The sequence below is a fragment of the Stenotrophomonas sp. STEN087 genome (assembly GCF_056759115.1).
Genome location: NZ_JBRRCR010000006.1, coordinates 1 through 23312, shown reverse-complemented (window position 1 = coordinate 23312; position 23312 = coordinate 1). Strand labels below are relative to the sequence as shown.

Sequence of the window (23312 nt, the reverse complement as noted above, 5' to 3'; positions counted from 1 at the left end):
AAACCCCCGCCGGGTCGCGCCCGGCGAGGGCCTGTGTGGTACGCAGAGCGCCGATCAGCCGCCGGTGCCGCCCGTACCACCCGTGCCACCGGTACCGCCGGTGCCACCCGTGCCGGGGCCGCCCGGACCCGGGCCGCCCGGATCGGTGCCGCCACCGCCATCGTTGCTGCCGCTGGTGCTGTCGCCGCCGATGCTGTAGGCAACAGCAGCTGCTGCCACGGTGAGTACGGTGGTGCCGACTACGGTTGCAGTCGATACGCCTGCAGCTTCTGCGCCAGCGACTTCAGCGGCAGTAACTTCCGAGGAGGATTCTGCGCCGGCGGTAGCCTGCGCTTCCTGCGCGAAACTCATCATCGGGGAGGCGGAAAAGGCCGCCAGGGCCACAACTGCGATCGTCTTCTTGAACATGGGGAGGCCTGCTCCGTCAGGGAAAATTCCACCTGTATGTTCGGTGTATGAGCCTTGGCTGTCAAGGTTTGTGAGGCGCCCTGTCAATGCTGGTTACCCACTGGTGAGGTAGAACTGCGGAGGTCGTCACGTTCGAGCGCCCGCTCGCGGCCAGATAGCGCTTTGGCGGTGGCCTTGACGACGTCATGAGTGTGCAGGTCTGCCAGCAGTACCGGGGCGGCAACAGCTGCCGCAATGGCCAGCAGTACGGCATGGGCGCGCACGGCCAGGTTCATTCCGGTCAAACGCACGCCGCGCAACACCCAGAGCGATGCGGCGAAGCCGATCCCGAGCCCGATGATGATCTCGGAAAGGGAATGTGCGCGCAGCGGTACTCTCGACCACGCGATCGCCACGGCGAGCACGGCGCCGGCGATCGCCCAGGCCCCAGGGTGCCGACTGCGGCCGCTGGCGAGCAGCCAGACGACCACCGGATATAGCGTGCTGGACATCGCGGCATGGCCGGAAATGCCGGTGAAATCCCATGACTTCACGCCCAGGCCCCAGCCCATGAAGGCGATCTTGCTGGCCAGTGTGACGCTGGCGACCACGGCGATGGCCGCTGTCCAGCGCCACAGCAGGGTGCGATAAGTGGCAGGCAGGAACAACGCCAGAATCACGGCGAGCGGGAGCAGGGCGCGGCTGTCGCCGAGGGCGGACAGGCTCTCCCAGAGAGTCGTCATGTGGCGGAGGTCGGATGGCAGTGGGTTGGGGGCGGACAGAATAGCGACGTTGGCACCCGTGTCGACGGTACGTGGCTTGGTCCATTCAGCCAGACGCGGTATCCTTCCCAGCTGCCAATGGCCCCGTAGCTCAGCTGGATAGAGCGTCCCCCTCCTAAGGGGAAGGTCGCCCGTTCGAATCGGGCCGGGGTCACCATAAATCAAAGGCTTAGCCTTTCACGTGGCGTGTCGGCATGGCATTGAATGCCATGATTCGACGGTCGTTTGGCACAGATGGCACAGGGCGGGTCGGGGTTGGAGCGTGCGGATGAGGCGCCCCCCGCAACGAATGTCCGCGCGCCGATGGACAGCCAGCTTCGCTATAGCGAGCTGCTCTGATGTGACTTCGGACACGGTTTTGGGTAAAAGGGCTGTCGTCGACCCTCGACGGCCCGGTCCGGGGGGGGGGCCGGCCAGGATCCTCCCGCCAAAGATGGATGTCTGGGGATGAACGTTGCAGTTGCCATCGCGCCGGTTTCCGTGAAGCCGGCAACAGCACTTGATACGTCCAATTTGCTGATCGACGAGATCATTTCGCATGGGGTGTATGCAAAAGATGCAAAGAAGGTGGTGAAGCCTCCCCACCTGAAGGGCGAGCTCATGGTCCTCCCGGGCGAGGGGGTCGACGCGCTGCAGCAACGCCTACCAAGGCATTCGGCAGTCGGTCCCATGGGATTGAGCTCTCGATTGAGCGCGACGATGTTGGCAGCTTCATGCAGCTCGGCGCGCATGCCATTGCGCTGCTGCCCAAGGCGGACTTTATATCCGCCTCGAAGACTATGGCTATCAATCTTTCAACTGCTCAAGCCAGTACCAGCGGTCTCTCAGGCATCGTTTTCGTAATCCGAGGGCGCATGGGTGCAGCATCGAAACGCTTTGTCTCTGTGATCAAGGCGGAGCTCCATGATGGTTTCGGCTCATCTGACGACGCTGAGGATGCTGCATTCAAATATTTGAAAAATCTCGCCTTAACGCCTTCGCAGCGCTTGTATAAGGTCGGGTTGCTGCTTGAAGAGACACCTGTACCTGCCACCACTCTTGGCGATTACAGTCGGGGGAACTACAGGGGTTTTCTCTTTGATCATCTGATCACTGCCACGGAGACGCGATCTGCTGCAGCCTATTTCTACCAAGCATTCCTCGGTATGGGGATACAAAAGTCTTCGAAGAAGCTGACCCAGGACTTTTATGAGAATGTGAGAACATTCATCGCATCTTCTCCATTGTCTGAGGATCAGCGTTGGGAGCTAAAAGAGGCGCTTCGAGTTGAGCTCCGCAGTACGTCTGCTGTAATAAGTGCTTCCGATTTTGCCGAGCAGAACATGCCTACCGAGCAAATTCGGGATTCGTTCCTTGATTTTATGGACGCCAGGTCTTTCCCCAAGGCTGCGGTTGCGAAGGACGTTGAGTTCGTCAAATCGAAGCTGCGTAGTCCGCGGAAGCTGAGTTTTACAAGCGGCGTCAAGATCATCATTCCGCCAGACTCTGAAAAATGCGTCGTCGAAGTTGTTGATCAGAACGACGAGCAGGCTACCATCGTGGTTCGCGGTACTTTCCATGAAGAGTGATCTCGATATCGGCGATTTCATCACCGAAAATCGAGCCAGTCTGCAGGAATGGGGAGATTTGATCGCTGCTGCTATCGGGGGTAAACACGGCGATTCGTTCAAGGTTCCTGCCACTCCTCGGGTGAAAGATCCGGACTCTGCTCGAAAGAAGCAACTGAAAAAGCAGTACGCCAATCCCGTGGTCGGTATGACTGATTTGGTTGGAGTTCGCTTCGTCGTGCTTACCTCTGACGAACTTAGCCCGATCCTGGAGGCGATCGAAAGCAGCGATTGCTGGAATTATAAGCAGACAGGTGACCCGAACGCTGAGGCCAGAGAGAATCCGGCGACGTTCGGTTATCAATCGCATCACTATGAGCTGCGCCCAACTAATGGAGCGCAATGGTGCTGTGAAGTTCAGGTTCGCACATTGCTTCAGCACACGATGGCTGAGCTCTCTCACGACGCCATCTACAAGTCTCCCATCCCAGTACCGTCTCAGGCTGAGAGATTGGTAGCTCGTAGCATCGCTCTCATGGAGACGACCGACGAGCTAATGTGCATGGCTATGGACACGATACGCACTGCTCAAGCTCCGTTTGAAGCAATGAGAAAAGAAGCTCTTGTCCAAGCGTCTTCGGTTGGCGGAGCGGGTGCGGATCTGTTGGATGACTTGTTCGAAGCCTATCCCGAATCCATTACGTTTGAAGGACTTGCGGAGTTCAGAGAGTTTATCCGTGGGCGCAACTACATTCTGGAAAAGATTGCATCGCGAAAAGGGCGGGGCGTCTTTGCCTTCCCAGCGTCTACGCTGTTGGTCTATTGGCTGGCAAGCAAGAATGCTCGTAGTACATCGAGGCACTGGCCTTATCCGGGGTCCGTTAGAGATCTCGAAATGATTTACTCGGATCTCGGCATCGCTCTTTAGGATAACGAGCGCGGAGGCGCGGAGCTGGACTTCAGAAGTGCAGCTTCGCTACCGCGCTTTCATCCCCATCGGGAGTTAGATGGGCGTAATACTTCTCAGTGGTCGCATAGTCTGCATGTCCCGCAAGAATCTGAACGCGACGCAATGGCACGCCAGCCATCACCATATGAGCGCAGAAGGTGTGGCGTAGCCTATGTAGGTGCCCACCAACACCAGCCAGCTCCGAATCCTTCTTGAACCAGTCCGAGACGGTATCCTTATGGACCGTTACGAGAGGATCAGGCAGGTGACGTAGCGCCCACCTGGCGTAGCGGTTGAGGGGAACCTCCCGCCATTTCCCTGACTTGGTCCGGCCTTCGCCGTTCTCGTCCGGATCGCTCTCCACCAGAAGGCGGCCGGCCACGACAGAGCTTTTCTCCAAGCCGATGATCTCGCCCCGCCGCAGCCCGGTGTGGGCCATGAAGAGCCAGAGCGGCGCCCGTCCAGGGTTCGCCCGATACAGCCGGCGCATCGCCGCCCGGTCATAGAACTTGACGGCCACGCTCCGCACGCCGCGAGGCGCCTTAACAGAGGCGAGCGGGTTCACGTCCAGCTCTTTCCATTCGACGCCGCGGTTGAACGCCGCCTTCAGCCGTCGAATTTCTTTCCCCACAGTTTCCTTAGCTGCCTTGTCGTCCAGCAGCCTCGCGCGCTTGTACTGCTCCACCTCGACCGCTCGGATGCTGTCGATCGGTCGGTGGCCGAAGCGCTCGATGAAGCGCTTCACCTCGCTCCTGGCCTTCGAGATCGTGGTCGGGTGCTCGGCCTCGTACCAGTCCAGATACCACTCCAGGTAGTCGCGGACCTTGGGCAAGCGCGCCAAGATCCGGACCCCATGGGTCAGTTCTGCTTCTTTCGCGGCACGTATTCTCTCCGCCTCACGGGCGTCAGGTTCCCCAATGGACCTGCGAAAGCGCTCGCCGCCTTCCGACCAGTCGAGGTAGGCCTTGCTGCCGGGCCAGTAGAGTCGAACCTTTGCCATTCCTCTGCACCCTCAATCGCGGCATAGAGCGCCGCCTTTTCGTACAACTGCTTTCCCATGAAGCGGCGGGGCGTCAGCCCATAGCCCATGGCGCTCTTCCTGAACTGGCTGTTGCAGACGCCACAGTAGTGAGCGGCTTCCTCGACCGTCAGCCAGTCTTTGCCGGAGAGGTCCAGCTTTTCAGCGGCTCCCATATCGGTCTCCGAGGCCTTGCGGACGGTGGGTGCGCGGATGGATACTCAGAGCCGGCGCGTAGGCTCGCCACCTGTACCTACCTCTGCAAACGCCCTGGTAGTTCGTTTTTTGATGGCATAGGGCATGAAAAGAGTGGCTGGCCAAATTGTTGATCCCATCAGGCGCGTGACGCTGGCGGTTGGCGCCGATATGTTCACGGCCGAACTTTTGAGGGAGAACGCGGAGCGCTGGCACGTGTTGCGGGTCTCTGTGCGTGGAAAAGGGGAGAGGCAAGTGGAGGGGGTCGAGGCCAGATCGTGTCTGGAAGCCCTCCAAGCAAGTGAGCGAATCGCTCTTGAGCTTGTAGCCGCCGCAGACTGATCTCATCGCCGCGCTCCCTGCCGGGCCGGTGCCAGGCCTAGCTTGAACTGGAGGACGTTGTCGGCCGAGTCGCACGGCGCTGGCGTGCGCGCGCTGCGTGCCGGACGGTTGATGCGGCGCCACTCGGCAAGGGCCTTCTCCGGATCTTGGTTCTTGCTGGTCGCCCTGCATGCGCACTCGACCAAGTGGCCGCCGCCGGCGGCGGGTCCGCGCAGGTCGTGGATGTGGCGTGCGCGGTGGCCGGGGGCGCAGTTCGGCAGGCCTTCGGGATGGCTGATGTGTTTCTGCGTCATGGCTTCTGGCACTCCAGGATGTGGGCTTCGATCTTTTCCAGCAGGAAGGCGGCTTCCCTGGCGCGCTTCTCCCGGTCGTAGCGGTTCAAGACGTAGGGCCCGGCATCGCGCAGCCATTTCAGGGGCTCGACCAGCATTCGGGCATCGATGGGGAGGCGGGTGCGCGGGTCCACGGGTTTGACCATCGGCTTGCAGTCGGGGCCGGCCCAGTCCTCGGGGTCGCCGCACCTGGTGCATACGCCTGCCTTGAACGCGTGGTCACGCTGGGGCTGGATGACGCGCGGGGTTTCCCACAGGGCCCGGACGACCCAGCGGCGGACGCGAGCGTGATAGACGTGTTCCGGGGTCGCGGTCATCCAGCAGCCGGGGCGCGAGTCGCCTTGGTGCCGGTACTCCCATCGGACGGGCGGCTGGGTATACAGCTCCTGCAGCAGGGTGTCGCTCCACTCGCGGACCTGGTCGGCCGAGATCGGCGCGCCGGCGGCGCCCAGGCGGTGCATGGTGGCGACGACCGCGGCGACGGGCGAGGATGCCTGGCATGCGTCAGCGGTGGCTGCCGGGGTGGTGGGGAAGCTTGCAGCGGTCATGCGAACAGATCCAGTTGGGACGGCAGTGCCGGCGGCGGGGTGGCTTCCTCGCGAAGCAGGTCGGCCATGCGGAAGGTCACAGCCCATGCATCGGCGTGGCGTATCAGGTACTGATCCTCCTGGCACACCGAAATCTTGCCGGCGGAAATCAGGTAGCTCGCGTGGGCCGGCCCGGTGAATGCCTCGTACTCGATGCGCTGAATCTGTTCGGGGCGCCAGCCCTTGCGCAGCTTGCGGTCGAGGATTGAGCGCGCGAATGCACGCAGCTGGACGCGCGCCATCACGCCGCCACCCTCCGCCAGCACCTGTCGCATGCCCTTCCAGCCTGACGCCCCAGCCACAGTGCGGTGATCCCGAACAGGAGAGCGCCCAGCACGATGACGAACCGTACGACGACGGTTGCGAGGTGGTCAGCCATTGGTCGAATCCTTCGCGGTGCGCGCGCTGTGTATGCTTTGCGGGTAAGCGCACCGGAACGGAGCAGGTGCGAAGGTGATGGGATGCACAGGCAAGAAGACTGGAACCTGAAAATTCGGGGCCGCGACGTGACGGTCCGGGTTGCGCTCGACGGCATCGGCCGAGTCGGACAGGGGACGTTGACGGGCTTCCATGTGGTGTACGGCCCCAGCCGGATCGGCCTGGAGGTGCGCGTGGAGTCCAGAGAGGACGCTGCAGTCAAGACAGAGGCGCTGCTCTCCGACCTCATGGGTGCCGACTGGTACTGAGCCGCCAGATCTGGCCCTTTTCACCGGGGTTCGCCGTGAAGTAGATTTGCCATCGCTGACGGTTGGGGAACCGAAATGAAGACAGAGGGCTATCGCCGGACACTGCAGGGCGTGATCGACGGGCGTCGGTTCCACGTCACGATCACCAGCCAGGTGGAGGACGTGTTTGAGTTCGCTGCCACGGTTGATGGCGCTGCCGTGGACGCGCCGCGCGCCGGCGCGATCCGCAACAAGGGTGACGCCATGCAACTCGCCATGGCTGCCATCGAGAAGCACATTGCAGGCTTGGCGCGGGACGCCTGAGCTGCACTGGCCCGAGATACTGCTGCATCGATGAACCGCTGGCACGCCAGGCGGATGTACTCGTTGGCCGGCGTCTTCCCGGCCACAACGCTTTTGGCGTAGGCCTTGGCGGATTCGCTCGGCGTCATGGGTCAGAACTCGTCGAATGGGTTGCCCTCCTTCGGCGCTTCGGTCCCCAGCTTCTGGCGGTCCGCAGGGGTGAGGCCCAGCCGGGCCAGGCACCCGATCAGGTGGGAATACTTGGCCGCCTTGAACTCGGTCCTGATGGCCCGGAACTCAGCGAGCAGGGAGGCGGCGACCTCCATCACGAACCGGTCGGAGCTGGTCAGCACCCCGGGCAGGGCACATCGCTCCAGCTCCTTCCACACAGCAGCCACGCCGGGCTCCAGATGATCGGGAAGCCGCCTGCGGGTGCTGTCAGCGCGATGGTCGTTTTCATGCTGGAAGGTACTGGGGAGTCGGACCCCTACTACTGGATGTGGTATCCGATGTTCTCGGAAGTCGCTGCCGGTGCTACGCAGCCACCTATGTACTCCACGGGCGGTGCCGAAGCGTCCGCGCAGTGGAGCTTGGCGATTCAGGCCAACGGCATCGCGGCTGGTCTGCAGTTGGGCGTCACTGGTGAAACGTCTGCGTTCAACATCATGGCGAATGCGATGAACATCCTTTCGCCAGGTGGTGCAGACGGAGTCGAAATGACCAATGGCTACATCCGCACGTGGGCAGGCAATTCGCAACGCATCATCGGCAACAACTTCGGCGCTGACGGTCTGGTCGACTACTTCGGGCCGAACGTGGGTGCTGCCAATGCCAGCAAGACCAACGCGACCATGTGGATGGATCGCGACGGTAATGCCTACTGGGGTGGCTCTATCGCCGCCGGTATCCTGCGCAACGCGGCGCAAAGCACCAGCATCGTCACCATGGGCAACAGCGTGCTGGTGGGCCCGTTCGATACCAATGGCCGGAACAAGCAAGTGGTGGTCGGTTTCAACCGGCGGCATCGTCGCATCAAGAATGCGCAGACCGCGCAGGGCTTTGTGGCAGGTGCCGGCACCAATGGCGGGACCATCAATCTGTATCGACAGCTGGATGGCCAGGCCGAGACGCTGTGGCAGCAGATCCCGATCACCGGCAGCGTGAACATTCTCAATCAGCCCGATGGCCCTGACTCGGCCGACTCGATTTGGAATGCATCGCTGACCTTGAACGACAACACCAACGGCACGACACGGCGTAGCTACCGCGCCGAGATTGTGGGCTTCACCGAACAGACCGTAACCCACCAGTCGGGCAGCTTCGACAGTCAAACGATCACGCAGAGCCTGTCGATTGTGTCCATCGAGCAGTAAGCCATGCGGGGCTGGCTCTTGCCCCGCTTTTCCTACAGGAGATACACCATGCTTGCACGTGCACAGCTGTACCGGAAGGTTGAGGATGCAGAGACCCCGGGGAAGGTGCAGTTGATCTTCCGCCTCAACGATGGTTCCGGCGCCGTCTGGAACTTCTTTGTGCCGCCCCAAGTGGCGGCCTCGTACGTGACGGGGGTCGATTGCGACCTGGGTGCGGAAGAGATCGTGGCAAAGCCGCAGGTCTAAGCTGCGTCGTTACGTTCCGCATCGGTTCTGTCTGCGAAGTAGAGCTCGGCGGAAGGCGCTACCTGCTTGGATACAAGTCGTCTGGATCGATGCCGGATGAACGAAGCAGCCGGTCGCGCCTAAGCTGCTCAGACCAGTGCATACGAAGCGTTCCGGTGGTAATACGGTCATGGGCTTGGCAGAAGGGACAGGCCAGCTCAAGACCGCCCGGTACGTCTAAGAGGCCGAGGCCTGGTTCTAACCGGCACTCCTTGCTGCAGGTCTCGCACCTGCATTGGATGGCTTGGACACCCTCATATGAACCATACGGGCAAAGCAACGGACGAATTCTAATAATCCGGAATGAGCTAGGGGAGGGCATGTGTCTGGCCGGCTAGGGGCTGGACACGGGGGCGAAGAATTTCGCGCCAGAGAAGAGCCAAGAGCTGTGACCATCTCACATGTGTGTGAATAATTCATCAAATTGCTGCACACGGGTGTTCTCAGGCTTTGCGACGGCCAGCAGTATCCTGCGACTATGCTTCCTTCAATTGGCTACCAGGGCTTCCGCACTGCACCTATCCCATCGGGCTGGGTGCAGATGGGTGACCGCTGGGGCCTGTGGTGGAACGGCCTTGAGGTGGCCAGCCTGACGCCTGATTGCGCTGGTGGCCAGCGCATGGCTCTGAACGCCTTAAAGATGTGGCAGACCAAGAGCGTGAAGGTGGTCAGCATCGGGCAGGGCAAGCGTTTCCAGGCTCTATCCCGATTTGCCGCTGCGCGAGGCCGTTGCCCTGCTCACTGATAGCACGCCCATCGGTCCGAGGGCCCCGTTGCCGGGTTTGCCTCCGACCCGCAGCAACAGCAGCAGGCCCAGCGCTTGGAGGGGCGGCTGCGGCTGCGTCCGCCCGGGTGATGGCGGCACTGGAGCCGATCCGGCCGCCAGCGGAGGCAAAGCCCCGACTGACGGATCCCGCTAAGGCTCGGTTGAGGGAGGCAAAAGTCGGATCGAAGCGGCGCTGACGCGGCGCTGGGCCAATGCCCAGCGCTCGCCGGTGTGGTTACTCGGTAGCGGGCTTGGCCCGGGGCTTGAGCCTAAAGCTCACGCCTAGCCGATTGATCGCGTTCATTGCCGCGATGGTGAGCGTGAGATCGACAAGGTCCTTCTCGCTGAAGGCTGCGGCCACGGCCTGGTACGCCTCGTCAGATGGGTGGGTCTCGCTGACAAGCGTCACTTCCTCAGCCCATGCCAACGCGGCGCGCTCTTGGTCCGAGAAGAGGTACGCGGCTTCGTGCCAAACAGGCAGAAGGGTGATTGTGTCGAAGGGCATTCCTTCCTTGAGTAGATCGCGTGTGTGGATGTCTATGCAGTGCGCGCATCCATTCAGTTGAGAAACGCGCAAGAACACCAGGTGGATCAATTTTGAGGGCAACGATGTGCCGGTGGTCACAAAGTGATGGAGCTGTCCAACCGCTTTGGCACCCTCGGGAGAGACCACAAACCAGTTCGCTCGGTTCATCTGCATTGTCCTGTCCTGTAAGTGTGGACCGGAATTGGCCCACTTATAGGTGGAGACGCCAGACGGCCTCAGTTCGTGACAACTGCCTGCATACGACGGTTGCCTCGCCGCAGGGGCGGGCAGCGGGCGCCTATCCCGCTTGGTGTGAGATGTCTCGCAATGGCTGCCTTGGCTCCAGAAAATTCCGTGTGGAACCGTTGTGCCGCAAGGGCCAGGGTAGTCCGCTTCCAGAAATCAATTCGATCCAAGTGGCTGATTTGCAACGACAGTCAGGTAGACTTCTAAGCCTGTGCTCTCTTGCAGCTAAAAAAATGCCCCCGCAGCTGCGGAGGCATTTTTGCTTAGGCTTTCAGCTCAATTGGTCGTTGAGCACTGCGTTTCTTCCCGAGACTCCTGGCCTTCGGTGCTCTTGATGATCGAAGTACAGACCACACCTGTCTGACCGCTCACGTTTCCAACTGAGCCTACGAAGACAACGCCCAAGTTCCCTACGTGCTGAACGAAGCTAGTAAAGTCATTTGGGTTGTTGAACGTGTATTCCCTGAAGCTGTTAGACCCACCGCTCACTTCAGTTTTCGTGGACGGAATGACGTTGCCGCTTGAGTCGCGAGTCTCGTTCTTCAGGCGTTCCCACTTCTTCGCTACGGGATCAAACACTAGTGTCGCGTAAGAGTTATCGCTCGCCACTAGCCTGATTGATATGTCGATTTTCGAAAAATCGAGAAGGCTGAACTTCAACGCCGACAGAAAATCCAACAGCGTCTGACCTTGGGCTTGTGGAGTGGTACGCGCGTATTCCGAAAGTGCGAAGTCGGCCGATGGGTTGTTCACTACGTCGTACATCGAGCCTGGCAGCCCACTAGCCATTGCGATGATTTGCCCATTGACCACAAGCGCTACAGAAAAGTACTGCAGCTCACTCGCCGGTACTGGGACCTCGGTAGCCGTCCCGTAGCTCGTGCCGTCAGGTATCTGATCCGGGATATCCCCCCCGCCAGCATCCACGGTCACGATGAACTTCTTCATGAAGTTTTCGGTCTGGTTGATGACGTACACCTCGTCGTAGGTGTACCCGTTTTGAGCCACCTCCATGATGGCCCACTCCTGCATTTCAGGCCCGGAACAGCCGTCGCACCGAAGGGTGGTGGCTTGGGCTTCCGTTCCAAAGGCGCCAGCGGCGAGTAGTCCCATTGCCGCTAAGATCTTCGCAATCTTCATTTACTGCTCTCCACAGTCTGTCTCCGCCAACTCCTGGCAGCCGGGCGGCTGGGTGGATCATGAAGGTTTCATGAACTGTACATGTTGTCAAAGCCGCCGATCCACCAGGGGGCGGCCGAGGCGCTGGGGTCGACCGGGTGGGCGCCGTAACCGCGCAGATTCCGGCTAGATCTGCGGCAGCGGGGCCCAATTAGGCACAGCCTTGGCACAGTGCATTCCGAGCGCGTTGGTACATAAGGGGTGGTCGCCCCCCTCCTAAGGGTAAGGTCGCCCGTTCGAATCGGGCCGGGGTCACCATGCTCCTGGCGGCCTCATTCGCAGTGCCGCCCTTATTCCCCGCATTCATCCGCACCCGATTGCCGGAAATGCGTATCACCCTGCAGAACGGCGAGCCCGTTTGCCCTTACGGTGATCCTGCAGCGCAGGTTGGCCGTCATTTTCACGGCATCAGCCTGGCCGCAACCCTGTCGGCCGGAGTATCACTGTGGACCTGTTGCTCGCAATTGGTGAGGTAGCGCTGGTGGCCGCCTGCCTGCTTGGGCTCGTTCATGTCGCAGACCGGGCCTGGCGCCGTCGCAAACGCTGATTTCGGGTGGATCGAGCGGTGTCTTCCCGCCGAAATGAATTCGCGCTATCGTCCGAAAATCGTGATGAACGTCACACTTGGGGTGTGCCCATGCAAGCTTGTCGTTTTCGGTATGCGTACAGGAAAGTGCGGGAATGGCATGTGGGCTCGGTCCGCGCCGGCTGGTTGGCGCTGCGCTACGGCCTGACCGGTGACACTGGGCGATTCAATTCGCATGGGGGCTGGCGGGTCAGTCGTCTGCGGGTGGACCGCGACGCGGATTCCTGAATGCACTGGGTCGCACGTCGTGAGCATGCACGCGCACTGCACATCTAGAACGCGAAGCTCGTTCCATCCCTGTTATCACGATGGAGCAAGCGATGAACAACCCCGGCACCCGTAAGCCCTCCTGGCGCCAGAGCAGAGGGCTGTGGATCGTCATCGGCGTGGCCTTGGCCATATTCGTGGTGACGCTGTTCCTGCGTTGGTAGCCGCGTCTCGCCGCCGGGCATGGCCCGGCGCTACCAGGCGAGCGTCGATCCACGTCGGGCGTGGATGAGGGTTTCCGCAGTGCGGACCAACGGTCCGCACCCACCGCCAACGGTCCGCGCCCACCACCAACGGTCCGCACCCACCACCAACGGTCCGTACCCACCGCCAGTGGTACGCACCCAACACCGGGCGGTGATCCCTCAATCCTGCTTCAACAGCTCCACCAGCTGGCGCAGCCGATAAGGCTTGGGCAGGAACTCCACCTGGTCGGGAAGCGGCGGCAGCTGCGAACGTGCATAGCCGGACGACAGGATCATCCGTGCATGCGGCTGGTCGCGGGCCACGTGCTCGCTGAGCTCGATGCCGGACATGCCGTTGGGCATGCTGACGTCGCTGAACACCACGTCGAAGCGCTCGCCACCCTGCATCAGGGCAACGGCTTCGTGGCCGTCGGACGTGGTTGCCACATCGATGCCGAAATCGCGCAGCGCCAGGCCGATCATCTCGCGCAGATCGGACTGGTCCTCCACCATCAATACGCGGAGCGGGTCATCAGTCATCGGCAGGGTCCTCCATTGCGGGTAGCAGCAGGCTGACCGTGGTGCCGACACCGGGTGTGGTGGACACATCAACGAAGCCGCCGCTCTGGGTAGTGAATCCGAACACCTGGCTGAGGCCCAGGCCGCTGCCTTTGCCGATGTCCTTGGTCGTAAAGAAGGGCTCGGTGGCCCGTTCAGCGATGTCCGGGGCCATGCCGTGGCCCTCGTCGCAGACGCTTAGTGTCACATATCGGCGCTGCAGCGCGGTGTCCGCATCCGGATCCAGCCGGTGCTCGAGCGCGGTGGCCACCAGCACGCGACCGCCGTCCAGCGTGGCGTCGGCAGCGTTGGCGACCAGGTTGGCAAGCGCGGTCTGCAGCTGCAGCGGGTCGGTGCTGAGCAGGGGCAGCCCCGGCGTGAGCGCAGCTTCCACGGTGACCCCGGGCGGGCAGGCGCTGCGCAGGCCGGGCAGCCACTCGCGGATCTGCTGGTTGATGTCCAGCGGTTCACGGATCAGGGTCTGGCCCGTGCTGAAGGCCAGCAGCTGCCGGGTCAGCAGGGCGCCGCGGTCGGTGGCAGCTTGCGCGGTGGCCAGCAGTTCGGCGGCGCGGGCGTCGCTGCCCAGGCGCATCGACAGCAGGTCCAACGCGTTGCCGACCGTGGTCAGCAGGTTGTTGAACTCGTGCGACAGACCGCGGCTGAGCCGGCCCACGGCCTCGAACTGCTGGGTCTGGCGAAGGGCGCGCTGGGCGTCGCGCAGGAGGCGCTGGGCCTGCCAGTGCTCGGTGATGTCGCGGGTGATCTTGACGAAACCCAGCAGCTCGCGGTCCTCGCGTACCGCCTCGATGACGATGCTGGCCCTGAATGATGAGCCGTCGCGGCGCACCCGCCAGCCTTCGCTGGCCACATGGCCGTTCTGTGCGGCCAGGTGCAGCAGGCGCTGCGGCTCGCCGGCCTCGCGTTCATCGGCCAGGTAGAAGCGGCTGAAGTGGGTGCCGATGACTTCGTCGGCACGGTAGCCCTTGATCCGCTCGGCGCCCGGGTTCCAGCTGCAGACGATGCCCTGCGGATCGAGCAGGTACAGGGCATGGTCGCGAACGCTGTCGATCAGCAATCGCAGTTGTCGGGACGTGTCCGTCAGCACGGAGGGCGTAGAAGCAAGAGCGTCCACGTAAAGTCAGTAATACCCCTGTAAGGGCTGCGACCGTAGGCAGGCGAGCGTGAAGGAATTGTGCACGCCGCGCGTGTGCCATTGGTCGTATGCGGCTGAATGCGACAGGGAGTAACATCATCGGCCTTTCGTGTTTTGGAACCTGCCTGCATGCGTCCTGGTGCAACAACGCGTGACCGCTGGATCTGGATGGCTGCCGCCGTGTTGCTGGCAGTGACCATCGCCATGGAACTGGTGGTCCCGCTGGGCTATGCGGCCTGGCTGACTTATTTCATGGCCGTCGGCGTCACCGTGTTCCAGCGCAGTGCGCGGGCGCCGTTCGTGGTTGCGGTGATCGCCTGCGGCCTGCTGGCCATCGGCTACAACGTCGCCCCGGCCAGCACCAATTCCTCGTTCTCTCTGGTCAACCGCTCCATCGGTGGCATCGGCTTCCTGATGATCGCGCTGATCGTCTCGCGCGCCATCACTGCGCGGCGCGAGGCGATGCGTGCGCTGTGGCTTCAGGAGGCAGAAAACGCGGTGTCCATGAGCCTGCGCGGTGACTTGGGGCCGGAGCAGATTGCCGATGCGGCGATGACCAGCCTGGCGGGCCAGCTGCAGGCCGATGTGGGCGTGATGTATCGCCTCGAAGGTGGTCGGCTGCAGTTGACCGGGGGCGTCTCGCTGCCAAGTGGGCTGCCTTCGTCGGTGACGCTGCAGGAGGGCCTGCTGGGCCAGACCGCGCGCGACCAGGAGATCCGCCACGTGCAGGGCGACGACCAGCACGCCTTGCAGCTGCAGTCCAGCCTGGGCCAGGTGACGGTGCGCGAGCGCATCCTGGCGCCGATCAGCAGCGATGGCGTGGTGGTGGGCGTGGTCGAGCTGGGCCGCGCGCAGGCCGGCGGCCAGCGCACGCTGGATGCGGAACTGCTGGAGCGCTGCGGCGACACGCTCGGCATGGCATTGCGTGCCTCGCTGCTACGCGCGCAGCTGGTCGTGCTGCTGGAAGAATCGCAGCGGCAGGGTGAAGAGCTGCAGGCCCAGCAGGAAGAACTGCGCGTGGCCAATGAAGAGCTGGAAGAGCAGAGCCGCAGCCTGATGCAGTCGCAGGGCCACCTGGAGCAGCAGCAGGCCGAGCTGGAACAGAGCAACGTGCAGCTGGAAGAGCGCACCCACGAGCTGGAAGCGCAGAAGCAGGCGCTGCTGGTGGCGCAGGGCCAGCTGGTACGCAACAGCAACGAGCTGGCGGCGACCTCGCGCTACAAGTCCGAATTCCTGGCCAACATGTCGCACGAGCTGCGCACGCCGCTGAACAGCTCGCTGATCCTGGCCAAGCTGCTGGCTGACAACAAGGACGGCACGCTGACCGAGGAACAGGTCAAGTACGCCCGCGCGATCCTGTCGTCCAACAACGACCTGCTGGCGCTGATCAACGACATCCTCGATCTGTCGCGCATCGAAGCCGGCCATGTGGAGCTGGCCGACGAAGTGGTGGTGGTCGACAGCGTGCTGCAGCGCCTGCGCGAGACGTTCGAGCCGATGGCCCGGCAGAAGGGCCTGGCCCTGCAGATCGAGGCCGATGCGCTGGCGCCGACCCAGCTGGTGGCCGACAACCAACGCATGCAGCAGATCCTGAAGAACCTGCTGGCCAATGCGGTGAAGTTCACCGAGCACGGCAAGGTCAGCCTGCACGTTCGAGCGGGTGGCAATGGCCGTATCCGCTTCGAAGTCTGCGATTCGGGCATTGGCATCGCCCGTGACCAGCTGCAGGTGATCTTCGAGGCGTTCCGCCAGGCCGATGGGAGCACCCGCCGCCGCTACGGTGGCACCGGCTTGGGCCTGTCGATCTCGCGCGACCTGGCCGTGCGCATGGGCGGCGACATCCAGGTGGACAGTGAGCCGGGTCGCGGCAGCTGCTTCATCCTGGAACTGCCGCTGCAGGGCGCACCGGCCAGCGACATGCCGGCCGAGCCGGCCGCGGTGGCGCCGGCGCCGATGCCTTCGGTGCAGAACGTCGCCGCTGCCGCGCCGCTGGCCATGGCTGCTGCACCGGCGGCGGCCGCCGCCAGCGTTGCCGATGATCGTGGCCGTCGCCAGCGTGCCGGGCGTCTGATCCTGGCCGTTGAAGACGATGCCAGCTTCGCCGAGGCACTGGTGTCGCTGGCACACGAACTTGATTTCGACTGCGTGGTGGCGACCACTGCCGAAGAGGCGCTGACCCTGGCCAGCGAGCTGCGGCCGAACGGGATCCTGCTCGATATCGGCCTGCCGGACGTGTCCGGCCTGAGCGTGCTCGAACGTCTCAAGCGCAATCCGGAAACCCGCCACATTCCCGTGCACGTGGTCTCGGCCATGGATCGCAGCCAGGTGGCGCGCGAGCTGGGCGCGATTGGTTACGCAGTGAAGCCCGCGACCCGCGAACGACTGGCCGCCGCGATCGAGCAGCTGGAACAGACCAGCCAGCGCGATGTGCGCCGCCTGCTGATCGTCGAGGACGACAGCGACCTGCGCCGCAACCTGGAGCTGCTGCTGGGCCGTGACCAGCTGCAGATCGTGGCGGTGGGTACCTTGGCCGCTGCAGTGGAGCAGCTGAGCACGGTGACCTTCGACTGCATGGTGATGGACCTGTCGCTGCCCGACGGCAGTGGCTACGATCTGCTGGAGCACATGGCCGGCAACGATGATGTCGGCTTCCCGCCGGTGATCGTCTACACCGGCCGCGCGCTCAGCCGCGAGGAAGAACAGCGCCTGCGCCGTTATTCCAAGAGCATCATCATCAAGGGCGCACGCTCGCCCGAGCGCCTGCTGGACGAGGTGACCCTGTTCCTGCACAGCGTCGAGGCCAGCCTGCCCAGCGACCAGCAGCGCCTGCTGCGTGAGGCCCGCCGCCGCGACACTGTGCTCGATGGCCGCACCGTCCTGCTGGCCGAGGACGACGTGCGCAACATCTTCGCCCTGTCCAGCGTGCTCGAGCCGCTGGGCGTGACCCTGGAGATCGCGCGCAATGGTCAGGAAGCAGTGGATCGCCTGGCCCAGCGCGAGGTCGACCTAGTGTTGATGGACATCATGATGCCGGAGAAGGATGGCCTGACCGCCATGCGCGAGATCCGTGCGCAGCGCCACCTGCAGGACCTGCCGATCATCGCGCTGACCGCCAAGGCCATGCCCGATGACCGCGAGCGCTGCCTGCAGGCCGGTGCCAACGACTACATTGCCAAGCCCATCGACGTCGACAAGCTGGTCTCGCTGTGCCGGGTCTGGTGCTCGCGCCAATGAATGAGCAGGCGCTGTTCGACCTGGAGTTGAAGGTGCTGCTGGAGGCGCTGTACCAGCGCTACCACTACGACTTCCGCAGCTACGCGGTCTCTTCGCTGCGGCGGCGCATCCGCCAGGCCATGCAGCGCTATGACTGCGAGCGCCTGGTCGACCTGCAGCACCGGCTGCTGCACGAGCCGGATCTATTCGCCCAGGCGATGCAGTTCTTCACCGTGCAGGTCTCGGAAATGTTCCGTGACCCGGCCTATTTCAAGCAGCTGCGCGAGCAGGTAGTACCGGTGCTACGCACCTACCCGTCGGTGAAGCTGTGGGTGGCCGGCTGCAGTACCGGTGAAGAGGTGTGGTCGCTTGCCATCCTGCTGCACGAAGAAGGGCTGCTGGAGCGCAGCATCGTCTACGCCACCGACATCAATCCGGCAGCGCTGGCCACCGCGGAAGCCGGTGCCTACAGCATCGACCGCCTGGCCCAGTTTAGCCGCAACTATCTGGCCGCCGGCGGTACCGGTTCGCTGTCCGATTACTACGCCACCGCCTACGACGGTGCGGTGTTCGATCGCCAGCTGCGCCGCAACGTGGTGTTTGCCGACCACAGCCTGGCCACCGACACGGTGTTCTCCGAAGTGCACCTGGTGTCCTGCCGCAACGTGCTGATCTACTTCAACCGCGACCTGCAGGACCGTGCCGTGGGTCTGTTCCGCGAGGCGCTGGTGCACCGTGGATTCCTTGGCCTGGGCAGCAAGGAATCGCTGCAGTTCGGCCGCCACCACGATGCGTTCGAAGCCTGCTCGCGCGAGCATCGGCTGTACCGGAAGGTCGTTTGATGGTCGCCCCGCGTCCGCATCTGCTGGTCGTCGGCGCCTCTGCCGGTGGCGTGGCCGCGCTGCAGGCACTGCTGGGTGCGCTGCCGGCCGGTCTGCCGATACCGGTGCTGGTGGTGCTGCATCTGCCGCGTGACCGCAGCAGTCGCATCGCCGAGGTGCTGGCGCCGTACTGCGCGCTGCAGGTGCGCGAGGCAGAGGACAAGCAGCCGCTGCAGGCAGGGACGGTGACCTTCGCGGCACCCGATTACCACCTGCTGGTGGAGGACGCGCAGACCATCGCGCTGTCGATGGATGAGCCGGTGCTGTTCTCGCGCCCGGCCATCGACCCGTTGTTTGAATCCGCCGCGGCCGTGTTCGGGCCGCAGCTGCTGGCGGTGCTGCTGACTGGTGCCAGCAGCGATGGCAGTGAAGGGGTGGCCGCGGTGCGATCCGCCGGTGGCCGTGCCTGGTTGCAATGCCCCGAGGAGGCCGAGGCATCGATGATGCCGGCCTCCGCCCTGCAGCACGCCGGCGCTGATGCCGTGCTGCCTCTTGAATTGATGTGCCGCCGCTTGAAGGAGTTGTTCGCATGAACCTGCTGCCACCGGACCCTGCGCAGTCGCAGACCCCGGTCAACCTGCTGATCGTCGATGACGTGCCGCAGAACCTGGTAGCCATGCAGGCGCTGCTGCGCCGCGAGGGCGTCAACCTGCTGCTGGCCGGCTCGGGCGCACAGGCGCTGGAGCTGCTGCTGGAGCATGAAGTGGCGCTGGCGCTGCTGGACGTGCACATGCCGGAGATCGATGGCTTCACCCTGGCCGAGCTGATGCGCGGCTCGCAGCGCAGCCGCGATGTGCCGATCATCTTCCTGACCGCCTCGCCGGATGATCCGGTGCGTGCGTTCAAGGGCTACGAAAGCGGTGCGGTCGATTTCCTGCACAAGCCGGTGGCGCCGCAGGTGATCCTGAGCAAGGTCAATGTTTTCATCGAGCTTTACCAGCAGCGCCAGCTGCTGAAGGCGCGCAACGAGGCGCTGGAGCGCGCGTTGAAGTTGAACGAGACGATGGCCGCGGTGCTGACCCACGATCTGCGCACGCCGCTGTCGGCCATCCTGCTGTGCGCCGACAAGCTGTCGCTGGAACTGCCGCCGGGCAACACCAGTGCGCAGCAGACCCTGCAGCACCTGGAGGCCAGCACCGTGCGCATGGCGCGCATGGTCGAGCAGCTGCTGGATTTCTCGCGCATCCGCAGCGGCGGACTGCGCCTGGAGACCAATGCCTGCGACATGGAGGAACTGGCGCGTGCGGTGATCGCCGAAGCCGGCAGCGCGCACGGCAGCGATCGCATCGCCTTCGAAGCCACTGGTGATGCCACCCTGCACGGCGACATAGATCGCCTGGGGCAGGTGGTGGCCAACCTGGTCGGCAATGCGATCACCCATGGGGGCAACGATGTGGTGCGGGTTGCCGTCGATGGCAGCGATTCGCGTGTGGTGACCCTGCGCGTGCGCAATGTCGGGCACATCGAGGAAGCTCTGCTGCCGCGCCTGTTCGAGCCGTTCAAGGCCAGCTTCCACCAGAGCAAGGGGCTGGGCCTTGGCCTGTACATCGTCGATCAGTTCGTGGCCGCGCACGGTGGACGGCTGAGTGCGCGCAACGAGCAGGGGCAGGTGGTGTTCGAGGCGGTGCTGCCGCGCCGCGCCGACACGCGCATCAGCCGTTAACTGAATTCTTCAGGGAGCGCGGGGGCGAACTGAGACGGGCTCGTCCGTAGCTGCTACCGTGGCCGCTCACGTTGCCAAGGAAGATTCATGCCACTACGCGCCATTGCCTACGTCAGCCAGGCCCGGCCGGACCTTTCCGCCGAACGCCTGCAGACGTTGGTGAACGATGCCACCCGGTTCAACCGGATGGCCGGGGTGACGGGCGTGTTGTTGCACGATGGGCAGCGTTTCCTGCAGTACATCGAAGGGCCGCCCGATGGCATCGATTCGGTGTACGAGCGCATCCTGCAGGCGGGCAGCCACGTGGACATCGTCGAACTGGCGCGCGGTCGGTTGGGCCAGCGCCAGTTTCCGTACTGGTCGATGCGCGCATTGCCGGTCGATGCGCTGAAGCTGCGCCAGCTGGGCAGCAGTGACTGGTCCGGTTTCTCGCGCACGGTGGAGGGCGATGATGCTGCTCCCACGGCGGTGGATCTTCTGAGCGCCCTCGTGCGCCCGATGCTCAGCGCTGGTTGACGCCGGACGCGGGGCTTCACCCCGCTGTCACCGTTGCCGGGTTCCCATCGGGCTTCCTGGGGAAGGGAGCACGGCATGAAGCGGATGAAGTGGCAGGGCAGGGCGGCGCTGGCGATGGCGCTGGCGGCAGCGATGGTTCCTGCATGGGCGTGCACGCGCGCGGTCTATCTGGGTGACAACGGCGATGTGATCACCGCCCGGTCGATGGACTGGAAGGTGGACGTTGCCACCAACCTGTATGTCCTGCCGCGCGGCATCGAACGTACCGGCCAGGCCGGACCGAAGTCGGCGAAGTGGACCGCGCGCTACGGCAGCGTGGTGGCCACCGGCTACGACGTGTCCACCACCGACGGCATGAACGAGAAGGGCCTGGTGGCCAACCTGTTGTGGCTGGTCGAATCGGAGTATCCGCAGCAGCGCGGCAACAAGCCGGGGCTGGCCATCTCGCTGTGGGCGCAGTACGTGCTGGACAATTTCGGCAGCGTGGCCGAGGCCGTGGCTGCACTGGAGCGCGAGCCGTTTGCCATCGTCACCGACAAGGTGCCCGGTGAGGACCGTCAGGCGACCCTGCATCTTTCGCTGTCTGATGCCACCGGCGACAGCGCCATCATCGAATACATCGGCGGGCGCCAGGTCATCCATCACGACCGCCGCTACCAGGTGATGACGAACTCGCCGATCTTCGATCAGCAGCTTGCGCTCAATGCTTACTGGAAGAGCATCGGCGGCACGGTGATGCTGCCGGGTACCAACCGCTCGGCCGATCGTTTCGCACGCGCCTCGTTCTACATCAATGCCATTCCCAAGGCCGAGGATCCGGTGGAGGCGCTGGCCAGTGTGTTCAGCGTCATCCGCAACGTATCGGTGCCGTTTGGCATCACCACGCCGGGCGAGCCGAACATCTCGTCCACGCGCTGGCGCACGGTGGCCGACCACAAGCGCCGGCTGTACTTCTTTGAATCGGCATTGACGCCCAATACGTTCTGGGTCGATCTCAACAAGGTTGATTTCGGCGGGCAGGTACTCAAGCTCGACCTGGGCCGGGACCAGCGCAACACCTTCTCCGGTGATGCGCTGTCGCAGTTCGTGCCGAGCAAGCCGTTCACCTTCCTCGGCACCGACGGCTAGGGCGCGCGGCTGTCGTCCTTGGGATAGACCGCGAGGATGTCGCAGCCTGGGCGGGCCATGCTGGGAGTGTAGGTGCGGCCGTCATTCTCGATGCCCGAGGGCATCAGCACGATACGGTCGCGGGGGTTGCCGCAGATCAGGCCGTTCTGCAGGCCGGACTGGAAGTCCACGTCGGTGGCGCCGGCAAGAATCGAACAGCTGCTGGCCAGCTCCACGTGGTAATAGCGATGGCCACCATTGCGGCGTGGGTTGGTTTCCACCACCACGCCTTCCGGGCTTTCGCTCCAGCCGCGCACGTTGCGGGTGGCGAAGCACACCGCAGACGAGGTCTGGAAGGTATGCGGGGTGTCGCCGCTGCGGCCCCCGCGCCCCTTCGCGCTCACGGTCACGCCGGGCAGGGTGGCCGCGTACTGGCGGCTGCTTTCGCGGGCGATGGTGGCGAAACTGCGGCCGTCGATCGGCGTGACCGCGCTGACCGCGCAGCTCCGACCGTCAACCACCACCCGTTCGCCCGGCTGGCCGCAGGCCCAGCCCTGCGGGGCTTCCAGCCTGAGCGCGTCGGCTTCGTTGACGCCGGGGCAGGCGGCGGCGAAATCAAGGCGGAATGCGCGGCCCTGGCCATCGGCGACGGCAATGGCACCGGGCGTGTCCTGCTCCACCTGCTGCACATCGCGCGCGTCGAGGCAGTCCGGCGCCGGCGGCGTACGCGCTTCCTGCGCGTGCAGCGGCGTCACGACGGGGCCGGCGAGGGCCAAGGCGAGCAGGAAAGGTCGGATATTCATCATGCAATCCTTGCGGGGTGAACATCGTCCGAACATAGCATGCGGTCCTGCCCGCCTTGATGACTGCATTGCAGGCCGGACTGCGCACACGCACACTGCCGCGATGGGCGCCATCTTCCACCTGCGGCACTACGGCCAGTCAACGGGCCTGGACCGCCACGACTATGCACAGTGGGTGCTGCCGCTGCAGGGTGAGCTGCAGTTCGAGCTGGAAGGGCGCGGCGGCCGCCTGGACCTGTTGCAGGGAGCCTTCGTTGCCGCCGGTGAGGCGCATGACCAGGTGGCACATGGGCCGAACGGTTTCGTGATCGTCGATTGCGGACCGGGCGTGCTCGATGACCTGACCCAGGAACACCTCAGTCGCCAGCGCTGGCTGCACCTCCCGCTTTCACTGCGCCAGCGCCTGGCCCAGGTGCGGGTCGGCGGTTGCATGCCGGAGCTGCTGCCCGACCTGCTGCGGGCGTTTGCCCCTGCGGGTAGTGGTGCGCGGCTGCAGGCCCTGTGTGCGGCCGTGCAGGCCGAACCCGGGCAGGCGTGGCCGGTGGCGCGCATGGCGGCCCATGTGGGCGTCAGCGAAAGCCGACTGCATGCCTTGTTCCAGGGCGAATTCGGGGTCAGTCCGCAGGCGTGGCTCAGCGCCAGCCGGCTGCGCTGGGCCAAGCATGCGCTGCTGACCACTGCAGTGTCGATCAGCGATATCGCGCTGGCGGCGGGGTACTCCGAGCAGAGCGCACTGACCCGTGCGCTGCGCCGCGAGACGGGCCTGACCCCGAGCGCCTGGCGGCGCGGTGAAGCGCTTCTGTAGAGTGGGGAGGGGGGGGGCGGGGGGCTCCAGGGGGACGTGGGGCGCGGACGACAATAAGAGCGGCGGCGCGTGGGGGCCGCGGGGCGGTCGCGG

Annotated in this window: 25 protein-coding genes and 1 tRNA gene; 14 read left to right on the top strand and 12 right to left on the bottom strand. The window is 63.9% G+C overall.

Annotated features, from left to right (window positions below; genetic code table 11):
- Window positions 1–54 precede the first annotated feature (54 nt).
- Window positions 55–408, bottom strand: a complete 354-nt coding sequence (locus tag ACVOK1_RS02875; RefSeq protein ID WP_481561034.1) for a hypothetical protein — start codon at window positions 406–408, stop codon at window positions 55–57.
- Between the two features lie 83 nt (window positions 409–491).
- Window positions 492–1130 (bottom strand): phosphatase PAP2 family protein, encoded by a 639-nt coding sequence (locus ACVOK1_RS02870; RefSeq protein WP_481561033.1) that lies wholly within the window; start codon window positions 1128–1130, stop codon window positions 492–494.
- A 119-nt stretch (window positions 1131–1249) separates the two neighbouring features.
- Here ACVOK1_RS02870 and ACVOK1_RS02865 point away from each other — a divergent pair.
- From ACVOK1_RS02865 to ACVOK1_RS02855, 3 genes are all read left to right on the top strand, one after another.
- Window positions 1250–1326 (top strand) — tRNA-Arg (locus ACVOK1_RS02865).
- A gap of 556 nt (window positions 1327–1882) precedes the next feature.
- Window positions 1883–2737, top strand: coding sequence for a nucleoid-associated protein (locus ACVOK1_RS02860; protein WP_481561032.1), 855 nt, complete (start codon window positions 1883–1885; stop codon window positions 2735–2737).
- The gene (locus ACVOK1_RS02855) at window positions 2727–3644 is read left to right on the top strand and encodes a GTP pyrophosphokinase (protein WP_481561030.1); all 918 of its coding nucleotides are present in this window, start codon (window positions 2727–2729) and stop codon (window positions 3642–3644) included. The genes ACVOK1_RS02860 and ACVOK1_RS02855 overlap by 11 nt, the downstream gene beginning before the upstream one ends.
- Window positions 3645–3675: 31 nt before the next feature.
- Here ACVOK1_RS02855 and ACVOK1_RS02850 read toward each other — a convergent pair whose 3' ends face one another.
- The 4 genes from ACVOK1_RS02850 to ACVOK1_RS02835 form a co-directional block, all read right to left on the bottom strand.
- Window positions 3676–4665 (bottom strand): tyrosine-type recombinase/integrase, encoded by a 990-nt coding sequence (locus ACVOK1_RS02850; protein ID WP_481561029.1) that lies wholly within the window; start codon window positions 4663–4665, stop codon window positions 3676–3678.
- Window positions 4666–5222: 557 nt separating this feature from the next.
- Window positions 5223–5513 carry a hypothetical protein gene (locus ACVOK1_RS02845; protein ID WP_481561028.1) on the bottom strand — a complete coding sequence of 97 codons (291 nt, stop codon included), beginning with the start codon at window positions 5511–5513 and terminating at the stop codon, window positions 5223–5225.
- The gene (locus ACVOK1_RS02840) at window positions 5510–6100 is read right to left on the bottom strand and encodes a hypothetical protein (RefSeq protein WP_481561027.1); all 591 of its coding nucleotides are present in this window, start codon (window positions 6098–6100) and stop codon (window positions 5510–5512) included. Before ACVOK1_RS02840 ends, ACVOK1_RS02845 begins: the two co-directional genes overlap by 4 nt.
- On the bottom strand, window positions 6097–6414 hold the full coding sequence (locus ACVOK1_RS02835) for a hypothetical protein (protein ID WP_481561026.1): 318 nt from the start codon (window positions 6412–6414) through the stop codon (window positions 6097–6099). Before ACVOK1_RS02835 ends, ACVOK1_RS02840 begins: the two co-directional genes overlap by 4 nt.
- Window positions 6415–6600: 186 nt before the next feature.
- Between ACVOK1_RS02835 and ACVOK1_RS02830 the strand changes: the two genes are divergently transcribed.
- Together ACVOK1_RS02830 and ACVOK1_RS02825 are read left to right on the top strand one after the other, a co-directional pair.
- Window positions 6601–6825, top strand: coding sequence for a hypothetical protein (locus ACVOK1_RS02830; RefSeq protein ID WP_481561025.1), 225 nt, complete (start codon window positions 6601–6603; stop codon window positions 6823–6825).
- A gap of 75 nt (window positions 6826–6900) precedes the next feature.
- The gene (locus tag ACVOK1_RS02825) at window positions 6901–7128 is read left to right on the top strand and encodes a hypothetical protein (RefSeq protein ID WP_481561024.1); all 228 of its coding nucleotides are present in this window, start codon (window positions 6901–6903) and stop codon (window positions 7126–7128) included.
- Between the two features lie 131 nt (window positions 7129–7259).
- Here the strand turns inward: ACVOK1_RS02825 and ACVOK1_RS02820 are convergent, their stop codons facing one another.
- Window positions 7260–7505 carry a hypothetical protein gene (locus ACVOK1_RS02820; RefSeq protein WP_481561023.1) on the bottom strand — a complete coding sequence of 82 codons (246 nt, stop codon included), beginning with the start codon at window positions 7503–7505 and terminating at the stop codon, window positions 7260–7262.
- Window positions 7506–7565: 60 nt separating this feature from the next.
- Here ACVOK1_RS02820 and ACVOK1_RS02815 point away from each other — a divergent pair, with 60 nt between their 5' ends.
- Together ACVOK1_RS02815 and ACVOK1_RS02810 are read left to right on the top strand one after the other, a co-directional pair.
- On the top strand, window positions 7566–8480 hold the full coding sequence (locus tag ACVOK1_RS02815; RefSeq protein ID WP_481561022.1) for a hypothetical protein: 915 nt from the start codon (window positions 7566–7568) through the stop codon (window positions 8478–8480).
- 48 nt (window positions 8481–8528) lie between these two features.
- Window positions 8529–8726 (top strand): hypothetical protein, encoded by a 198-nt coding sequence (locus tag ACVOK1_RS02810; RefSeq protein ID WP_481561021.1) that lies wholly within the window; start codon window positions 8529–8531, stop codon window positions 8724–8726.
- 1040 nt (window positions 8727–9766) lie between these two features.
- Here ACVOK1_RS02810 and ACVOK1_RS02805 read toward each other — a convergent pair.
- From ACVOK1_RS02805 to ACVOK1_RS02790, 4 genes are all read right to left on the bottom strand, one after another.
- Window positions 9767–10225 carry a carboxymuconolactone decarboxylase family protein gene (locus ACVOK1_RS02805; RefSeq protein ID WP_481561019.1) on the bottom strand — a complete coding sequence of 153 codons (459 nt, stop codon included), beginning with the start codon at window positions 10223–10225 and terminating at the stop codon, window positions 9767–9769.
- Window positions 10226–10579: 354 nt separating this feature from the next.
- Entirely contained in the window at window positions 10580–11443 is an 864-nt protein-coding gene (locus tag ACVOK1_RS02800; RefSeq protein WP_481561018.1) for a hypothetical protein, read from the bottom strand.
- 1257 nt (window positions 11444–12700) lie between these two features.
- The gene (locus ACVOK1_RS02795; RefSeq protein ID WP_116863368.1) at window positions 12701–13060 is read right to left on the bottom strand and encodes a response regulator; all 360 of its coding nucleotides are present in this window, start codon (window positions 13058–13060) and stop codon (window positions 12701–12703) included.
- On the bottom strand, window positions 13053–14210 hold the full coding sequence (locus ACVOK1_RS02790; RefSeq protein WP_481561017.1) for a two-component system sensor histidine kinase NtrB: 1158 nt from the start codon (window positions 14208–14210) through the stop codon (window positions 13053–13055). The genes ACVOK1_RS02795 and ACVOK1_RS02790 overlap by 8 nt, the downstream gene beginning before the upstream one ends.
- Window positions 14211–14360: 150 nt before the next feature.
- On the opposite strand from ACVOK1_RS02790, the gene ACVOK1_RS02785 reads away from it, so the two are divergent.
- The 6 genes from ACVOK1_RS02785 (at window position 14361) to ACVOK1_RS02760 (ending at window position 21632) form a co-directional block, all read left to right on the top strand.
- A complete protein-coding gene (locus ACVOK1_RS02785; protein ID WP_481561016.1) occupies window positions 14361–17465 on the top strand; it encodes a response regulator in 3105 nt (1034 codons plus the stop codon).
- Window positions 17462–18286 carry a CheR family methyltransferase gene (locus ACVOK1_RS02780; RefSeq protein WP_108759365.1) on the top strand — a complete coding sequence of 275 codons (825 nt, stop codon included), beginning with the start codon at window positions 17462–17464 and terminating at the stop codon, window positions 18284–18286. Before ACVOK1_RS02785 ends, ACVOK1_RS02780 begins: the two co-directional genes overlap by 4 nt.
- Entirely contained in the window at window positions 18286–18858 is a 573-nt protein-coding gene (locus ACVOK1_RS02775; RefSeq protein WP_481561015.1) for a chemotaxis protein CheB, read from the top strand. Before ACVOK1_RS02780 ends, ACVOK1_RS02775 begins: the two co-directional genes overlap by 1 nt.
- Complete coding sequence (locus tag ACVOK1_RS02770; protein WP_481561014.1) at window positions 18855–19988, top strand: hybrid sensor histidine kinase/response regulator; 1134 nt, start codon at window positions 18855–18857, stop codon at window positions 19986–19988. Before ACVOK1_RS02775 ends, ACVOK1_RS02770 begins: the two co-directional genes overlap by 4 nt.
- 87 nt (window positions 19989–20075) lie before the next feature.
- A complete protein-coding gene (locus ACVOK1_RS02765) occupies window positions 20076–20504 on the top strand; it encodes a BLUF domain-containing protein (protein WP_481561013.1) in 429 nt (142 codons plus the stop codon).
- A 75-nt stretch (window positions 20505–20579) separates the two neighbouring features.
- Entirely contained in the window at window positions 20580–21632 is a 1053-nt protein-coding gene (locus ACVOK1_RS02760; protein WP_406231674.1) for a linear amide C-N hydrolase, read from the top strand.
- On the opposite strand, the gene ACVOK1_RS02755 is transcribed toward ACVOK1_RS02760, so the two are convergent.
- The gene (locus ACVOK1_RS02755; RefSeq protein ID WP_481561012.1) at window positions 21629–22414 is read right to left on the bottom strand and encodes a DUF6491 family protein; all 786 of its coding nucleotides are present in this window, start codon (window positions 22412–22414) and stop codon (window positions 21629–21631) included. The two genes, ACVOK1_RS02760 and ACVOK1_RS02755, sit on opposite strands and share 4 nt — an antisense overlap.
- Window positions 22415–22517: 103 nt before the next feature.
- Here ACVOK1_RS02755 and ACVOK1_RS02750 point away from each other — a divergent pair, with 103 nt between their 5' ends.
- Window positions 22518–23219 (top strand): helix-turn-helix domain-containing protein, encoded by a 702-nt coding sequence (locus tag ACVOK1_RS02750; RefSeq protein WP_481561011.1) that lies wholly within the window; start codon window positions 22518–22520, stop codon window positions 23217–23219.
- The last annotated feature ends 93 nt before the right edge of the window (window positions 23220–23312 follow it).

Bases quoted from the DNA above. Each gene is read 5' to 3' on its own strand.
- ACVOK1_RS02760 (WP_406231674.1), top strand. From the start codon at position 20,580: ATGAAGCGGATGAAGTGGCAGGGCAGGGCGGCGCTGGCGATGGCGCTG.
- ACVOK1_RS02875 (WP_481561034.1), bottom strand. From the start codon at position 408: ATGTTCAAGAAGACGATCGCAGTTGTGGCCCTGGCGGCCTTTTCCGCC.
- ACVOK1_RS02825 (WP_481561024.1), top strand. From the start codon at position 6,901: ATGAAGACAGAGGGCTATCGCCGGACACTGCAGGGCGTGATCGACGGG.
- ACVOK1_RS02840 (WP_481561027.1), bottom strand. From the start codon at position 6,100: ATGACCGCTGCAAGCTTCCCCACCACCCCGGCAGCCACCGCTGACGCA.
- ACVOK1_RS02780 (WP_108759365.1), top strand. From the start codon at position 17,462: ATGAATGAGCAGGCGCTGTTCGACCTGGAGTTGAAGGTGCTGCTGGAG.
- ACVOK1_RS02765 (WP_481561013.1), top strand. From the start codon at position 20,076: ATGCCACTACGCGCCATTGCCTACGTCAGCCAGGCCCGGCCGGACCTT.
- ACVOK1_RS02815 (WP_481561022.1), top strand. From the start codon at position 7,566: ATGCTGGAAGGTACTGGGGAGTCGGACCCCTACTACTGGATGTGGTAT.
- ACVOK1_RS02860 (WP_481561032.1), top strand. From the start codon at position 1,883: ATGCAGCTCGGCGCGCATGCCATTGCGCTGCTGCCCAAGGCGGACTTT.
- ACVOK1_RS02805 (WP_481561019.1), bottom strand. From the start codon at position 10,225: ATGAACCGAGCGAACTGGTTTGTGGTCTCTCCCGAGGGTGCCAAAGCG.
- ACVOK1_RS02795 (WP_116863368.1), bottom strand. From the start codon at position 13,060: ATGACTGATGACCCGCTCCGCGTATTGATGGTGGAGGACCAGTCCGAT.
- ACVOK1_RS02800 (WP_481561018.1), bottom strand. From the start codon at position 11,443: ATGAAGATTGCGAAGATCTTAGCGGCAATGGGACTACTCGCCGCTGGC.
- ACVOK1_RS02770 (WP_481561014.1), top strand. From the start codon at position 18,855: ATGAACCTGCTGCCACCGGACCCTGCGCAGTCGCAGACCCCGGTCAAC.
- ACVOK1_RS02750 (WP_481561011.1), top strand. From the start codon at position 22,518: ATGGGCGCCATCTTCCACCTGCGGCACTACGGCCAGTCAACGGGCCTG.
- ACVOK1_RS02810 (WP_481561021.1), top strand. From the start codon at position 8,529: ATGCTTGCACGTGCACAGCTGTACCGGAAGGTTGAGGATGCAGAGACC.
- ACVOK1_RS02870 (WP_481561033.1), bottom strand. From the start codon at position 1,130: ATGACGACTCTCTGGGAGAGCCTGTCCGCCCTCGGCGACAGCCGCGCC.
- ACVOK1_RS02845 (WP_481561028.1), bottom strand. From the start codon at position 5,513: ATGACGCAGAAACACATCAGCCATCCCGAAGGCCTGCCGAACTGCGCC.
- ACVOK1_RS02855 (WP_481561030.1), top strand. From the start codon at position 2,727: ATGAAGAGTGATCTCGATATCGGCGATTTCATCACCGAAAATCGAGCC.
- ACVOK1_RS02775 (WP_481561015.1), top strand. From the start codon at position 18,286: ATGGTCGCCCCGCGTCCGCATCTGCTGGTCGTCGGCGCCTCTGCCGGT.
- ACVOK1_RS02785 (WP_481561016.1), top strand. From the start codon at position 14,361: ATGCGTCCTGGTGCAACAACGCGTGACCGCTGGATCTGGATGGCTGCC.
- ACVOK1_RS02850 (WP_481561029.1), bottom strand. From the start codon at position 4,665: ATGGCAAAGGTTCGACTCTACTGGCCCGGCAGCAAGGCCTACCTCGAC.
- ACVOK1_RS02830 (WP_481561025.1), top strand. From the start codon at position 6,601: ATGCACAGGCAAGAAGACTGGAACCTGAAAATTCGGGGCCGCGACGTG.
- ACVOK1_RS02835 (WP_481561026.1), bottom strand. From the start codon at position 6,414: ATGCGACAGGTGCTGGCGGAGGGTGGCGGCGTGATGGCGCGCGTCCAG.
- ACVOK1_RS02755 (WP_481561012.1), bottom strand. From the start codon at position 22,414: ATGAATATCCGACCTTTCCTGCTCGCCTTGGCCCTCGCCGGCCCCGTC.